The following is a 13,271-nucleotide window of genomic DNA, read 5'->3' as shown; positions in this document are numbered from 1 at the left end:
GGTTCATCTCCATCAGGGCCTTCTGCATATGCTGGATATGGGCAGCGGCATATTCCACCAACCGCTCCCGCTGGCGCAAATAGGCGCGCAGGGTTGCAATCTCGGCATCAGGTCGGAAGCTGCCGCGTAACAGGCCATAGGAATGAAGCTGGCGCAACCATGCGGCATCGCTGACATCGCTTTTGCGCCCGGGCACGTTCTTTGCGTAGCGAGCATTGACCAGAATGACCTCAAACCCGCGCTGCTCCAGGATCTCGTAAACCGGGATCCAATAGACCCCGGTGGATTCCATCGCGACACTCGTCACGCCGCAGGCCTTAAACCAGTCTGCCAGATGATGCAGGTCTTCTGTGAATGTGCCGAACGTGCGCACTGGCATATCAGTGCAGGCTGGGTTCACCGCAGCCATGTGCATCTTTGATCCGATGTCGATGGCGGCCGCGCCGACATTGACCGGCTTCAGCTCCGGGCGGTCACCAGTCGTCCTCTTGGGCATAAGCGGGTCCTCCATTTAATGATGGGCAGGAGGGTCTGGGTTATGCCAATCGTCATCTTCCTAATCGGGATCGCCGCCGGAGCAGCGTCACCACTCCCAAGTCCGCATGCACCCATGGACCACGTTTTTTAACGGGGATTCTGCCTCCAATAAGCTGACGGCCGCTACCCTCCTAGCCAAGAAGATAGCACAAGGCTGTTTCTACCCCGCGCAGGCGCGCCACAACGCTGGACAGTTTTTTAGGATATCCCGCTCGGCCTTCAACCTGGCGACCTCACGGCGCAACCGCTCGATCTCCTGCTGCTCCGGCTTCATCTGCCCGTGGCCGGGAAAGGCCTGCACCGGATCGGAGCCGAACTCTTTCACCCATTTGCGCAGAACGTTCTCATGAACATCCAGGTCGCGCCCGGCCTGCGCCACCGACACCCCACGCTCCCTAACAAGCTTGACCGCCTCGATCTTGAACTCGCGACTGAACTTCCGTCTCTTCATCGCCCACCTCCGGCTTCATGAAACACCTAATCTCGGTGTCCATCAAACCGGCAGCAGCTCACTTGTAAGCAAATTCAACGAGGCGGTGATATCCGAACTGAGGATCAAGGCCAAAGAGGATTCCACCATAGAGATAGTTGTGGAAGGTGAAGAGCCGCCCCATGAACGTACGCTCAACGGACAGCTGCCATGAGGGTCGCGGACCACGCACGCCAACTGAAACGTCTGGCAAATGATATCAAGCGGACAAATGTCAACAGTGAAGCGTTGGGACCGCTAAAGGCTTTAGGATACATCATGTTCGGGTTCGAAGCTGCCGCTCTCGGATTTGGAATATATCACTTTGCCTCTGGCGAGTTCTTTATAACCGCCCTGGCCATCGCAATCGAGATAGGCGCTGGCGTGCTGCATGCGGCCGGAATGCATTTCGAGAGACGTCTCCACGAAAACAACCGTGATGATGTCAAGCTAAGGACATCTGAATGCCGTAAGAAAGCGAGCGATCTTTCAGGCGCAGTTGCGGCTTTTAATCTGCGACCTTGGCGGCCCTGACGAACCAAGCGGTAGCATCGCGTACGTCGGGCTAACGCGCAAGGAAATCGGCGAAGCCAGACAGTCTTAACTGGCCCGTTCGGGATAGGGCTAGGGGGCGTCGAGTCCTCACAGCGTTAAGGGCTCTAATCGGCCCATGGGAAAACTTTTACGGACGGTGACCCCGTTCAAATCAAAAATTTTAGAAAGGCAACAATGGCTACACAGACCTACAAACCACCCAAGCACCTTAGCAAGGATGCGGCAGCATTCTTCAGCGGCGGCGTCGCGGAATACGAATTCGAGCCGCACCACATCATTCTTCTAACCAAGGCTTGAGAAGCCTACGACCGCGCGGAAGACGCCCGGAAGGTTATTGCCAAAGAAGGTATGACGTATCAGGACCGGTTCGGCAGCCCACGGGCGCACCCGGCCGTTGCGATCGAGCGGGATAGCCGTATCGGCATGGCCCGTTTATTTCGAGAACTTGGCCTTGATATCGGTGAAGCGGCTTCCGGCCGTCCGCCAGCGTTGCCTGCTAATCGGCGGTGATGCATGGCACCAAGAAAAAGGGCGCTGAATAAGCGACAGGCTCTGAGCGCTAACGCGCAGGCTTGGCTTCGCGGTGACGCCGCATGCGGCTTCTTCCGCTTTAAGTCTCAGGAAGAGTTAGCGGCGCTCTGGGAAGAGTATGGCGACAAGGAGAACATGGTTTGGAGTCATCGATATAGTTTGCCCATGAAGCGGCAAGCAACATCCTAGAAATGGATCAGCCGCCGCAACTATGTCAGATTCCGTGCGTTGGATGGTCGTAATGCTATCCGAAGGAGTGATGATGACAGAGTCCGTTAATTCCAACCGGCCGGTCTTGCCTTGGCTCGTCGTCACGCTGGTTGTTGTGCTGGCCGGAGGCGGCTTCGTTTGGATGAATAACAGAATTGAGGCCCTGCAGGCAGCGACTGCTACTCGCCAAGATTCTGGCGTCGAACAGACAAATCGTGCGGTAGCAGCTCTTGAGCAAACGGTAAAAGATCTTCAGTCGAGCCAGCAAAGTCTTGTGGACCGGATAGCGGACATCCAGCGAAAAATTGCATCGGAAGGCAGTAATCGCAAGCTGATGTCGGATCAGTTAGGCGCACTAAGCGCACGCGTTGATGCGCTGGCATCCGCAAATGCGGAAAGCGCTGCGACGGTGCGCCAAAACCCACGCACAAAGCGATAGATGTTCGCGATTGGTTCATTGTCGGAAATCTCTTTCCGGCAGTAGGAAAAACCTTCCGCGAACATCTTGATCGGAGAGAACGAAACAGCGACGAGTCAACGTTGGTGACCGAGTCCAATTCCGAGGCTTGATGCCTTCATCCGTAAAGAGGGCACGCTTCGCTTGGTCTGCTTCGAGATTTTTGTCACAGGTGTTTTCGCCTTTGAATGGGCGCGCAACTCTTTCACGTCCGCTGCGGTCCATTCACGGCGGGTAATCTTCTTGGTTTTCTTTGGCATGGAGGCTCCTGATTGAAACGGGGCTTCTAGCAGGAGAACGGACTTAGCATCAAAAATGCCAACGGTCAGCTACTGACTGAGACGCAACTGTTGACGACTGCAGGCGACCTTGTGCGCAGGGCTCAGACCCCACAAGATCAAATCGCAATTGCGCAGATGCTTGGCTTTACCAAGGAATGGATTCCGTTTCTAGAGCAAGCCGCACACGGCTTGGACAGCATCAGGAATGCGGCGCAAGACGCCGGGGTAGTTATCAGTGACGAGACAATAGATAAGGCGGCAGAGTTCGACGAACGTTGGCGCAAGTCTAGCGTTGAATGGTCGTTGCATATGAGGGCAGCCCGACAGGACATTACCGGATTCGCGACAGACCTAACGCACGCTATGCAGGCGAGCAACTCGTTTTGGTCTTCCTTCCAGCCGGCCGGTGTAAACGCGCTGAACAAGATTGCCGACAAGCTGATGTCAATGGCAATCGACAACCTTTGGTCAAAGGCGTTCGGCGGTACGACCGGTGGGGGATTGCTAGGGCTGTTCGGCACTGGCGGCGGTGGTAGCGCTCCAACATGCTCTAGCGGACTTGGTGCAGGTACTGGCGGTCTTTCGTTCCCAATGTTTGCAGACGGCACGGACAACGCACCGGGCGGTTGGTCAATTGTTGGCGAGAAAGGGCCGGAGCTAGTCAATCTGCCGAAGGGCTCGCAGGTTCTGCCTAACGGAGTGATGCCGGGAGCATCAGTTAGCGCGCCAGTCAACGTAACCATTGATGCGCGTGGTGCTGATGCTGCGGGGTTGGCGAGGGTTCAGCAACAGATTGCTGACCTCAGGGTTAGTCTGCCCAACGTAATCGTTTCTACGGTTCAGAAGGCCAAGACTACTCGGCGGTGATAAGACTTTAGATCGAGGGGCGGCTCTGCCGCCCCCGCAAAACGACTTGACGGGCCGGATCGTTCTCTTTATGTTCTTCGCTTCACGTTAGTTGAGTGGCGAAGTTTCTGCTACTTCCGTCCTGCTGCTTCGCGGCATCTGACGGGGGACATGAATGGGCCTTTTGGACGACAGTGTACTAAGCGGAATTTCCATCCAAAGAATGATTTTCCATATTGTCGGCCCGGCCGACGAAGATTTTCAATTGATGGACGAAATCGACGCGGCTGGATTCGAGAGCTTTTTTCTAGCGCGAATTCGGGAAACGAATATCGGCAATCGCTTCAATTTCATTGGTGAAGATGCTGGTGTGCGACCTTCGCTGCTAAGTGTATAGCCATTCCTTGCGCCCACCGCCGATATAGCGGCGCGCACGCTTTTTGACGATGAAATTGATTTCCGCAACTTCCTGCGCGGTAAGCCTCCGCTCGCGGATCAACGAGTCGATCTTGGTTATGGACTGCCGGTAGTTGCGCGCAAAGGTCCTCTTCTGGAGGGGGTCAGTCCTCGGGTCCTTTGCGTACTCCAGATTCGTGAGGATCAAACAGTGGTCGCGATCCATCGGGTAAAGCGTCTGCGAACCCCGCAGCGCTATTCCGGGATCAAGCGGGTACGCGCACGCGCCATCCGTGGGAGGGACCGCGTGGTTGTAGATCGTCACGGGGTGGTCGCTAGTAATGAACTTCACGTCGGAGTCTTCGGCAGAGACAATCTCGGGCACGCCTCCGACCCAGATCGCGCAGTGCAGCATGCAGATGCCCTGCATCTCGAACATCAGTTCGTTCTGCGTGAGATTGGGATATTGGGCCTTGAGCCAGTCCAAGCCCTTCGGCGTACGGAGTTTCTGGATATCGAGAAACTCGAAGAAGTCTTGGAAATGGTCGTGCCATTCGCCAATGTCTGTGCCTATGAAGGCGCGAACCGCTTGCGAGCCCCTGGCGTCGACATCGCCGAATAAGCGGCGCTCAATTTCGTCATTGACGGACGTTCCGAAAAAGGTCGAATACAAGTCCTTCTGGCGAAATGCCAATGAGGTCGGCGTACTGTCCCACGCGCCCCTTTGAGTAATCACGCGGCCGTCCGCCAGGACCTTCCGATCAGGTGTCGTGTCGACGTAGGCAAGCGACGAGCACCCAGGCTCAAAGAACCCCTGTTGATACCATTGCGGGACGTAGTGGTTATTTCTTGTGATCGACACCGCAGCGATTCGCCCGACATTGTGACACCCCAACGCCCTGACCTGACTTCCGTCGCGATTGTCGACTGTCGCATCTTCTCAACCGAGCGGTTATCTTGCAAGGCTAGTTGGCGAGCGCCTCGTGCTGCGTCCGACATATTGAAGGACGGCGCAACGAGGTGTCGTCGCTGCGCAAAATCACGCCACGCTGCCATTGTGCGCAATGTCGATGTCCGGGCCTGAAGAACTCTGCTGCTGCTGCCGGTCCTCTGCCGGCCTGGTTCACGATACCGATGATCGCCATGCGATGATCATCGCCAGTATGATGATGACGCATCGAACGGCATAAGTGCCGATGATCATGATGACCATCGGATACGCAAGCGCAGGTCTGATCGAGGCCGCTTCGTACCAGCCGAGATCTCGGTCGGATCAAGTTTCGTCGAAATCGGTCTCGGTAAGGATGGGCTCTTCGCCGAACGGACGGTTGATGATGGCGAGAGCTTCCGGAGCGGCGTAGACGCGGTTGCGCGCGTATCCGGTCCTCTCTTGCAGAATGCCGGCTTCTTGCAATTGTGCGATGCCCTGATTTATCTGTGCAGGGGAGACATCGAGGAGTTGTCCAAGTCGCTTCGCGGTCACCACTGGATAGTTGTGAAGTTCGTCCAAGGTTCGCAACGCGGCCGAGCCCTTTCGGAATTTTCGTCGCTGCCTCCAGCGCTCAGATAATTCCGACAGCGCCGTCCTGGTTCGGATCAGTTCTTCGACGGTACCGGCTATAGCGTCGGCCATGAATGTGATGATGGGCTCCCAGTCAAGCCGTTGTTGCGCGTGCTTCAGCGAGGCGTAGTACGTACCCTTTTTGCTTTCGATGTAAGGCGATAGGTACAGAGGCACATGCTTCTCCGCCGCCATCATCAGCGGAAGTAAAAGGCGACCGACGCGACCGTTGCCGTCGCGGAATGGGTGTACCGCCTCGAAATGGGTGTGGGCGATCGCCATGCGCGTGATGAACCCTTGCGTCATCTGCTGCATCCCTTCGTTGCGAAGGTAATCAACCGTTTGGGCGAGGCAGCCCGGGACATCGGCGGGGGGCGGAGGGTTGAGACTTGAATACGCGATGTCCTTATTTCCGCCGATCCACACGACGCGGGAGCGGAGGTCGCCGGGAACATCCTGGTAGTCGGGATCGTCCTTCATCACAGCGCGATGGAGATCACTGATCAGGTCCATCGTGAAGACGCTGTAGCCGTGCTTGGCGGCCCTCGGGATGAAGCCATCCAAGGCAACGGCGTAGTTGCGGACTTGGCGCGCTTCGTCCCGGGCGCCATCATCGCCGGTCTCCTCAACGGACAGCAATTCGTCGAGGGTGCTCTGGGTACCTTCGATTGATGAGGAGCTGACCGCCTCACGTCTGGTCAGGACCCGGCTGACGATGTAGGGGTCCTTCATCTGGGCCGCGATGGCGTCGACCTTCCCGAAAGCCGCTTGAGCAGCTTCAAGGGTTTTGGTCGCTCCAGGGGCGAAGACGCCGTCTTCCGGAGGCGCCGGCGGGACGATCCCATAATGGGAATCGTAGGGCGGGGGCAACCTCTTAAGGGTCTCGCGGATCGTGTGGCTGAGATCACTGCGCTTCATGGGAACCCATACCAAGTCCAAGCTTTTCTAGTTATATTTTGGTTTTTTTAGAAAAACCATAGCATGCTGCGATCGCGGACCTGCTTGTTTTGGCTTTACAGGTTCCGAGTCGACTGCGATGTTCGTTATATGTTCTAATCGCCGATGGCCTCCGAAAGACCCGCGAGTTGGCGCATGCCGACCCGAAAACAAATGGACAAGTTGGCTGCTGCCGCTCCCCAAGCCGGCAAGACCGCCTCGATATCGCCTGCGGTCGGTCCGGCAGATCCGATGCCGCCGGAATACTGGCAGGCGATTTTGGACCAAGCTGCCGCCGACGCGCGGCCCGCCCCCAGCTCGGCCGAGGCTCGGCGCCTCTGTGAGATCAACCGGCACGTGTTGCGCGTCGACTGCCGCCGATGCGGGCGCACGGTCGAAATTCAGAAGGTTGACGCCTTGCGGCTATACGGTCCCGAGTTGATCTGGAAGAAGGTGGGGCAGCGGCTCCTCGATGATACCTGCAATCGGAGAACAGGCGGTCACGAGGAAGACGGCTGCTGGGCCTCGTTCTCGTAGTCGCCTCGCGCCTATTCGTCTGCCGGATGAGATAGAAACGCGGCCTCCACCGTCGTTCCGCTCTGGTCTTTCTCTTCTAGGTCTACGGCACTATTGCGAAAGCGCAGCCAAGATTCTCAGGCGAGCAGATGGCCACTACGAGCGATAGCAATATCGCCGGCTCCGCTGAACAACAGCAAAGGCAACATCGGTCCGATGTCGGGATGGGCTTGCACTCGTAGTAACCCCCCGCTGAGTACAGGGCTCAGGAGCTGCGTCATTTGAACCGGTCCTGCTCCAGGCGTGACACTCTACAAACAGGCACTTTCATTTTATGCTCGATCCAGCTGACATCTCCTCTTCGAACAGAATTCCATTCCCATCAAAGGGTGAGAACACGAGAGCGCGACTCGGTCGAGCAAGTGTCCGCTGACTGCACTCCCGCAGATCGAACTTATCCAGGGTTCGGCGCGCTCCGTCAGCTTCTTCTGATCTGGAGATGATTCTCCGCGGCAAAACAGAAAACTGCGCGTAAAAGCTGCTCAATGAGGCCAAGAAACACCCTGCACGAGCGGGGAGAAAGCTTGAGCGAGCTTGCGCGGGAATGCAGACTTACCTCAAGACGGGACTTAATAGTCCTGCCCTTGCTATTTGGGTCGATTGGAGATGCCGAATGGCGGCCTACGCGACATTGGCATCGGTTCTTTCCTCGATCATCTCCAAGTATTCTGGTGTTTATAGGGCGCGTCGCGAGCGCCAGACAATGCGCGCCTCTTTGTCAGATTTGAGCGATCGGGAATTGATGAATTTCGCCGTCAGCCGGGCTGAGATCGACTATGTCGCCTCCCGCAGACATCGAGTGGCGAGCTAAGTCGTCCTCGCCGAACAACGCGATTTACGTTTGTGGGGCTGGAATATCGGACCCCGACTGTGCTGTGGCAGCATTTTCCTTTATCTTTCTCTTGGCCAGGGACGATTCAAGGCGGTCGCATTCGATCGCCATCCGGAAATGCAGGTCAGCATGCGCTCGAATCAACTGGGCAAAGTGCCACTCGCGGTAGGTTCCGGCTTCTTCTCGAGGCTGGTTGCGACCGTATCGCCGCCTCCGCTGCTATCAGCCTGGTAGTATGTCTTGGCCTTAAGATGGTTCTGCAAGGCGACGGGCCGGTACGGTGCGAAGCTCGTAAAATTGCGCACCGCCTTCATTGCTAGCCGCTCATAGACGGTTGGGTGAAGTTGCGCTGTGTCGGGCACCTGGCGCACCGCCTTTGACCATTTGAGCGCGGTGCCACCCATACCCATCATGCATTCATCGTGCATCATGCCGTCCGCCGACGGATATAATCTTAATAGGTCTCTATCGACCAAGACGCGACCGGTCTCCGGAATCTTCTGGGTGATGAATTCCACCATCCAGGCAAGCGTGATGTCAGACAGGCGAGATTCGTTCTCGGGATAGCTTCCACCGATGTCGGCGTGATTGCCGGCAAACCAGATCTGGTCGAACTGCTCGGGCTCACCCTGTCGCTCCGGCCACTTCACGGTACCGCTTCCACCCCAGGGTACCCGCTTGAAGTCCCTCCGGCCCTCATCGATTGATTGCAGATGCCGGGCGTACTGGATATCGGATGGAAAATGTCGATCGTAAGCCCAGTCTGGAAAGAAGCGTTGCCAACCGATCGCGGCGACAGCGTCCCAAATTCCGATAAAATAGGCGGAAGCCCCTGCACGACGTCCGACTTGTGAGCTGTAGGCATTGCGAAACTGCGCCGCCCGCTGTCGGCCTCCGCGGCTGCCCTTGGCATTCCAAGCCAGTAGATCGAGGAGACTGCCTCCTTGGCAACTTTCCTCAACGAAGCCGGATCAAGACTGATCGGCTGACCGTCCCGCTCCTTCGTCGGAATACCGCAGAGCTCGAGTACGTGCGCGAGGCACCTCGCCGTATAGGCGCCGCGGCTGAAGCCGAACAGGTAGATACGATCTTCAGGCTCCCAGACGCCGATAATCGCGACATAGCAATCGATGATCTTCTTCGTGATGCCGAATCCGAACATCTGCTGGACAGTCTCTTTCAACCTGCCCCAAGCGTTGGTGTGTCCAGGCACAGGCGTCCCAATACCGGGAATGTAGAGTGCTAATTGCCTCTTTGGGTCGATGATCGAATCCGGCCCGGTACGCGTTGCTCGGTAGAGCTTATAGACGTTCGTGCGGCTCTCGTCAGGCAGGAGACCGCCTTCGTTGCCCGTGCCGTCCGCGAACACCAAGATGTTCTTAGCCATGTCAGTCTGCCTTTATCATGTGACGAGAGGTTCGAGGGATGCATCTGCGACGGTAATGCCGGTCGCATCGGTGAAGATGGCGGCTACATCCCTGGCTTTCTGACGGTATGCGTCGTAGGTGCTTTGGCCCACGAGCGGGATCGCCTCTGCCAGGCTTATCACCTGCCCCTGCTTAGCGGCGATCGCGGCGGCCTTGAGCTTCTGCTCTTCAGAGCGGAGACTGGCAATGGCCGCATTGAGGTCGGAAATGTTCGTCGGTGTCACCAGCTTGCCGCCGATGTAGACGAGCTGGCTAAGTCCGACGATGCCCAGGATCGTGTCCGGAACGACGAAGGTCGAAAGCTGGTTTACGCCCGCCGCGATCAGCCCACCGATCACGACCAGCCCGAATATAAAGCTTTGGTAGCGGTACACATCGAAGACACCGTCAGTGGAGAAGAAGTCACGCCAGCTCGCATTCGACGGATCGACTGACGTCTTTGCCATCGGAAGCCAATTGCGGCGCAGGAGCCATGCCCGATTGTCTGCCGACAACGTGTTCCGTTGGCTGTCAGTGCCCTTTGCTATGGTTGCGCCAATGCCGCTAATGCCCAAGAGCGTCAGGATCGATCCGGACAGATCAACCAACGTTCCGGTCTGAAGGAGAAGCAGCGAAATCAGGGCAGCAACCGCCAGAGAGAAAGCCAGTGTCTGGAAGGTCGACAGACTTCCTTTGCCGTCCGGGCCCGCGGAGACCTGTGCGGGGTTCAACGCGCGCAAGAAAGATCCCAACGTGTGATCCTTCTTGCGGAGTGCAAAGGCTATCCAGAGGTAGAGAACCAGCACCTCGACAAGGACGGTCCCAATGCTGAACCAGTACGGACTGAGGCGGACGCTTACGGATGATACACGCCAGGGCGACTGACCGACTGGGCTGTTGCAGGTGTAGAGATAGAGATCGACCCTACTCCAAAACCAGGCCAGATCGTCGCCCATATTCAATGTGACGATGGTCTGATCGGGCTCGAGCAGATGCTTCTTGACTAAGGCGTCCGTCTCCGTCGCGCGGTGGGTGACGACGTCTTGCCGCTTAAAAAGATAGGTCTCGTCTCCGTAGTCGATGCCCGCGAAATAGCGCGCACCATCGACAAACGGCGCGCGCACGCCGACATCGACCCGCTGGTCGGTGGGCAAGAAGTTCGTGGCCAGGACGATTGGGGAGCCTACAGGATTGCGACCAGATCGAAGTTCTACAGCGAACTCTCCGGGCTTGACACATTGCTTCTGCGGATCGCTCGGCGCGATCTGAGGGGCGTTAGCGCCCGCTGACTGCGCAGGGCTCTGTCCGTCACCCTGTGCCGGCTGAGCCTGCTGCCCTCTCGCCGGCGCAGAGAGAAACAGAACCGTTAGCGCGACGTAAACAGCAAGGATACGGGATTGAGCCATTTATTTTCACCGGCAAGCAAAACATCATCATTTACCGGTGATTGTAGAAGCCGCGCAAGCCAACTTACATGTTTCAGCTTCTTTCTCCCCGACTAAAGCCATCAATTGTTGCCGCTAAATCTCTAGAGCTCTAGCCGCAAGCTCAGGAATTCTGTCGATGGAGTCGAGTAAAGGCCTCACCATAGCTTCGACACTAGCGGGCACGACTGGCGCCGCACATTGCTGATCGCGGTAAGCAATTGGCTTCCGTGCTGCGTAATACCAGTTCGATAGTGATTCGCGGCGACCAGAAGAGATTTTTTGCCGAATATCTGCATCGCGTTGTGTTAGCGATGCAAATCGGATCACGCAGTACTGAAAGCATTGCGTGGCACCCCAGCCGCCATCGCGTTCTCGGTATTGCCGCTGGCACCTGAATTGACGATCAAGGACGTGCGCGACGCATTCGCAGGAGCTCCGGTAAGCCCCTCACGTACCGACACAGGGCTTGATCGCGCCGAATATATTCTTGGTTGGAAGGAAACTAAGACTATGGCGACTTACCGTATTGATTGTGTTCGCAAGCCGAACCGCATGAGCCAGCATGAACACATCACGGAGGTGGGTGGACCCAAGCCCGAAGGAGGACGATGGCGGGACAAGGTGGAGAACGTCGTCCATTCTATCGAGAACAAGTACCACCGGTTCTATACGCAAAACGGCAATTCGACGGCCTGGGTTGCCGTGCGAAAAAGCCCCTCGGGACGTAAATTCATTCAGACTTATGCCGATGGGGTCTGGAACGACAATCTTCTCGCCCTCGACGACTGTTCGGCCTAACTCAGCCGCAGTATAGACACGCAATCGATGCCTTGACGAAAAGTCCGGGCCAAAGTCGCTCTCCAACTCGCGATCAAAACTCATTCGGCGCAAACGTCAATGAGCCGAGTGCGGGGCAGTCATCGCCGGAAACCATGTGGCAAGTAAGAGTGTGGGACTCAACTGAGCCCTGCGCCGCGATCCAGCGTGAGTTGGGGCATGCGCGCCGCATTCTGTTGTCGAATGCACGATATGAGCAGCGAACGTGACCTCAGGTTGTACCAGACTGCACGGTGTTCCACGTCTGTTTGGGAGCTTCAATATGAAGAAACTTCTAGGATTTTTGTTGCTCGTTCAATCCGTATTGCTCTCCGCCGAGGCCATGGCGCAAGGGCTTCCTGCCCCCTCTTACTGGAAAAATGAACGCGGCTCTGAACTGTTTGTTTGGTCTACCAATGGCGGGGTACTACAAGGGACCTTCACAAACCATGCCCAAGGTTTCGCCTGCCAGGGCATACCGTATCCTGCATCGGGATCGGTTAGTCCAACCGGCTTGTATTTTGTTGTCACTTTTGCCCAGTGCAATTCCTTCACTAGCTGGGTGGGTACAATCAAGGGATCGCAGATGCCAACGTCATGGACGCTTTTCTACGTTGACAGCAAAGGCAAGCCCCGCAAGCTGAAGGGCGCGGATATATTCAGGCGCGTATGGTAGTTTTCCACCCTAAAGCAAACCAGGCGGACGAGAGCTGAACTGCTCTCAGAGGGTCCGCGCTCCGAAGCAGCGCGGCTGGCTCAGTCCGGCGCATGAGCGCCAGTGCCGCGCCGACGCGTCAAACTTGGGTCTACTCACATCTCGAAGAAGAAGAGCTTGAGCATAACGCCGATCCGCGCCGACCTATCAGAGCTCAGCGATCGTATTCGGCGGTCCGGCTGCCTTCCGTGAACGCTGGTCTGCTGCAGACCATACATCAGATCACCTGCACAACATTCTTGCTTTCAGCTCTGACATTTCTAGTCGTTCCTGACAGAGCCTCACGAGCGATGTGCTTCAGACGCTCGCGGGCTTTCTCACCTGTATTGGCCGCCTCTAAGATCTTTGCGGCAACGTGAGCGCGAGCGCCGGTCTCATCGCGGGGAAGGCTCGCACAGACCTCATCGAGGACGGATCGTAGAAGCGCAGTTGTGGCGGCATCAAGCATTTTCGAGATCTCCCAATGGTGACACCATGATGGACCATGAGGCTGACGAAAACGCTACAGTCAGATGTCTATTCGAAACATTGGCACCTTTTCGTTAAACTGAAAGAATCAGGTGGACCAGGACAAGGATTGATAAGCCTGTTTGGAGCGAGTTTATTTTCAAAGCCCTCTGGGCGACGCTGCTCGACGTGTGAGATAGGTCCTGCACTTTCTCGGGACATCGTCTTAAGCTCGGAGATTGTTCAACGGCAGGAGGGACAGCAACGATCAGG

General features: G+C 56.7%; 16 protein-coding genes and 2 pseudogenes. 9 read left to right on the top strand and 9 right to left on the bottom strand.

Features of this window, described 5'->3' with window-relative positions:
- Together IVA87_RS05110 and IVA87_RS05105 are read right to left on the bottom strand one after the other, a co-directional pair.
- Positions 1-496, bottom strand: a 496-nt coding sequence (locus tag IVA87_RS05110; RefSeq protein ID WP_247332893.1) for a transposase, incomplete at its 3' end; no start/stop codon positions are given.
- 237 nt (positions 497-733) lie between these two features.
- Positions 734-988, bottom strand: a pseudogene (locus IVA87_RS05105) (transposase); the annotation flags it as partial.
- 189 nt (positions 989-1,177) lie between these two features.
- Here IVA87_RS05105 and IVA87_RS05100 point away from each other — a divergent pair.
- The 3 genes from IVA87_RS05100 (at position 1,178) to IVA87_RS05095 (ending at position 2,741) form a co-directional block, all read left to right on the top strand.
- Positions 1,178-1,540 (top strand): hypothetical protein, encoded by a 363-nt coding sequence (locus IVA87_RS05100; RefSeq protein WP_247332892.1) that lies wholly within the window; start codon positions 1,178-1,180, stop codon positions 1,538-1,540.
- A gap of 195 nt (positions 1,541-1,735) precedes the next feature.
- Positions 1,736-1,858, top strand: coding sequence for a hypothetical protein (locus IVA87_RS35080; protein ID WP_256464883.1), 123 nt, complete (start codon positions 1,736-1,738; stop codon positions 1,856-1,858).
- A 496-nt stretch (positions 1,859-2,354) separates the two neighbouring features.
- Positions 2,355-2,741, top strand: a complete 387-nt coding sequence (locus IVA87_RS05095; protein ID WP_247332891.1) for a hypothetical protein — start codon at positions 2,355-2,357, stop codon at positions 2,739-2,741.
- Between the two features lie 95 nt (positions 2,742-2,836).
- Here the strand turns inward: IVA87_RS05095 and IVA87_RS05090 are convergent, their stop codons facing one another.
- On the bottom strand, positions 2,837-3,019 hold the full coding sequence (locus tag IVA87_RS05090) for a hypothetical protein (RefSeq protein ID WP_247332889.1): 183 nt from the start codon (positions 3,017-3,019) through the stop codon (positions 2,837-2,839).
- A 90-nt stretch (positions 3,020-3,109) separates the two neighbouring features.
- On the opposite strand from IVA87_RS05090, the gene IVA87_RS05085 reads away from it, so the two are divergent.
- Both IVA87_RS05085 and IVA87_RS05080 read left to right on the top strand, forming a co-directional pair.
- Positions 3,110-3,907: a hypothetical protein gene (locus IVA87_RS05085; RefSeq protein ID WP_247332887.1), complete on the top strand. Its 798-nt coding sequence runs from the start codon at positions 3,110-3,112 to the stop codon at positions 3,905-3,907.
- 154 nt (positions 3,908-4,061) lie between these two features.
- Positions 4,062-4,283: a hypothetical protein gene (locus IVA87_RS05080; RefSeq protein ID WP_247332885.1), complete on the top strand. Its 222-nt coding sequence runs from the start codon at positions 4,062-4,064 to the stop codon at positions 4,281-4,283.
- On the opposite strand, the gene IVA87_RS05075 is transcribed toward IVA87_RS05080, so the two are convergent.
- A complete protein-coding gene (locus IVA87_RS05075) occupies positions 4,272-5,144 on the bottom strand; it encodes a DUF4238 domain-containing protein (RefSeq protein WP_247332883.1) in 873 nt (290 codons plus the stop codon). The genes IVA87_RS05080 and IVA87_RS05075 overlap by 12 nt on opposite strands.
- A gap of 411 nt (positions 5,145-5,555) precedes the next feature.
- On the bottom strand, positions 5,556-6,761 hold the full coding sequence (locus IVA87_RS05070) for a Fic/DOC family N-terminal domain-containing protein (protein ID WP_247307154.1): 1,206 nt from the start codon (positions 6,759-6,761) through the stop codon (positions 5,556-5,558).
- 174 nt (positions 6,762-6,935) lie between these two features.
- On the opposite strand from IVA87_RS05070, the gene IVA87_RS05065 reads away from it, so the two are divergent.
- Together IVA87_RS05065 and IVA87_RS05060 are read left to right on the top strand one after the other, a co-directional pair.
- Positions 6,936-7,316 carry a hypothetical protein gene (locus IVA87_RS05065; protein WP_247307156.1) on the top strand — a complete coding sequence of 127 codons (381 nt, stop codon included), beginning with the start codon at positions 6,936-6,938 and terminating at the stop codon, positions 7,314-7,316.
- A gap of 652 nt (positions 7,317-7,968) precedes the next feature.
- Complete coding sequence (locus tag IVA87_RS05060; RefSeq protein ID WP_247332881.1) at positions 7,969-8,166, top strand: hypothetical protein; 198 nt, start codon at positions 7,969-7,971, stop codon at positions 8,164-8,166.
- A gap of 161 nt (positions 8,167-8,327) precedes the next feature.
- On the opposite strand, the gene IVA87_RS35020 is transcribed toward IVA87_RS05060, so the two are convergent.
- The 3 genes and pseudogenes from IVA87_RS35020 to IVA87_RS05050 form a co-directional block, all read right to left on the bottom strand.
- Positions 8,328-8,996 carry a DUF2235 domain-containing protein gene (locus IVA87_RS35020; RefSeq protein ID WP_346658338.1) on the bottom strand — a complete coding sequence of 223 codons (669 nt, stop codon included), beginning with the start codon at positions 8,994-8,996 and terminating at the stop codon, positions 8,328-8,330.
- Between the two features lie 245 nt (positions 8,997-9,241).
- Positions 9,242-9,574 (bottom strand): annotated as a pseudogene (locus IVA87_RS35015) (DUF2235 domain-containing protein); the annotation flags it as partial.
- 15 nt (positions 9,575-9,589) lie between these two features.
- Positions 9,590-10,999 (bottom strand): hypothetical protein, encoded by a 1,410-nt coding sequence (locus IVA87_RS05050; protein ID WP_247332879.1) that lies wholly within the window; start codon positions 10,997-10,999, stop codon positions 9,590-9,592.
- Between the two features lie 417 nt (positions 11,000-11,416).
- Here IVA87_RS05050 and IVA87_RS05045 point away from each other — a divergent pair, with 417 nt between their 5' ends.
- Both IVA87_RS05045 and IVA87_RS05040 read left to right on the top strand, forming a co-directional pair.
- Positions 11,417-11,818, top strand: coding sequence for a DUF3892 domain-containing protein (locus tag IVA87_RS05045; RefSeq protein WP_247332877.1), 402 nt, complete (start codon positions 11,417-11,419; stop codon positions 11,816-11,818).
- A gap of 301 nt (positions 11,819-12,119) precedes the next feature.
- Entirely contained in the window at positions 12,120-12,512 is a 393-nt protein-coding gene (locus IVA87_RS05040; RefSeq protein ID WP_247307169.1) for an avidin/streptavidin family protein, read from the top strand.
- Between the two features lie 256 nt (positions 12,513-12,768).
- Here the strand turns inward: IVA87_RS05040 and IVA87_RS05035 are convergent, their stop codons facing one another.
- Positions 12,769-12,999: a hypothetical protein gene (locus IVA87_RS05035; protein ID WP_247332874.1), complete on the bottom strand. Its 231-nt coding sequence runs from the start codon at positions 12,997-12,999 to the stop codon at positions 12,769-12,771.
- Positions 13,000-13,271 lie beyond the last annotated feature (272 nt).

Source organism: Bradyrhizobium sp. 147 (assembly GCF_023073935.1).
Taxonomy (GTDB): Bacteria; Pseudomonadota; Alphaproteobacteria; order Rhizobiales; family Xanthobacteraceae; genus Bradyrhizobium.
This window is presented reverse-complemented; position numbering and strand designations above follow the sequence as displayed.

Bases quoted from the DNA above. Each gene is read 5' to 3' on its own strand.
- IVA87_RS35080 (WP_256464883.1), top strand. From the start codon at position 1,736: ATGGCTACACAGACCTACAAACCACCCAAGCACCTTAGCAAGGATGCG.
- IVA87_RS05070 (WP_247307154.1), bottom strand. From the start codon at position 6,761: ATGAAGCGCAGTGATCTCAGCCACACGATCCGCGAGACCCTTAAGAGG.
- IVA87_RS05095 (WP_247332891.1), top strand. From the start codon at position 2,355: ATGACAGAGTCCGTTAATTCCAACCGGCCGGTCTTGCCTTGGCTCGTC.
- IVA87_RS05065 (WP_247307156.1), top strand. From the start codon at position 6,936: ATGCCGACCCGAAAACAAATGGACAAGTTGGCTGCTGCCGCTCCCCAA.
- IVA87_RS05060 (WP_247332881.1), top strand. From the start codon at position 7,969: ATGGCGGCCTACGCGACATTGGCATCGGTTCTTTCCTCGATCATCTCC.
- IVA87_RS05035 (WP_247332874.1), bottom strand. From the start codon at position 12,999: ATGCTTGATGCCGCCACAACTGCGCTTCTACGATCCGTCCTCGATGAG.
- IVA87_RS05050 (WP_247332879.1), bottom strand. From the start codon at position 10,999: ATGGCTCAATCCCGTATCCTTGCTGTTTACGTCGCGCTAACGGTTCTG.
- IVA87_RS05100 (WP_247332892.1), top strand. From the start codon at position 1,178: ATGAGGGTCGCGGACCACGCACGCCAACTGAAACGTCTGGCAAATGAT.
- IVA87_RS05090 (WP_247332889.1), bottom strand. From the start codon at position 3,019: ATGCCAAAGAAAACCAAGAAGATTACCCGCCGTGAATGGACCGCAGCG.
- IVA87_RS05080 (WP_247332885.1), top strand. From the start codon at position 4,062: ATGGGCCTTTTGGACGACAGTGTACTAAGCGGAATTTCCATCCAAAGA.
- IVA87_RS05040 (WP_247307169.1), top strand. From the start codon at position 12,120: ATGAAGAAACTTCTAGGATTTTTGTTGCTCGTTCAATCCGTATTGCTC.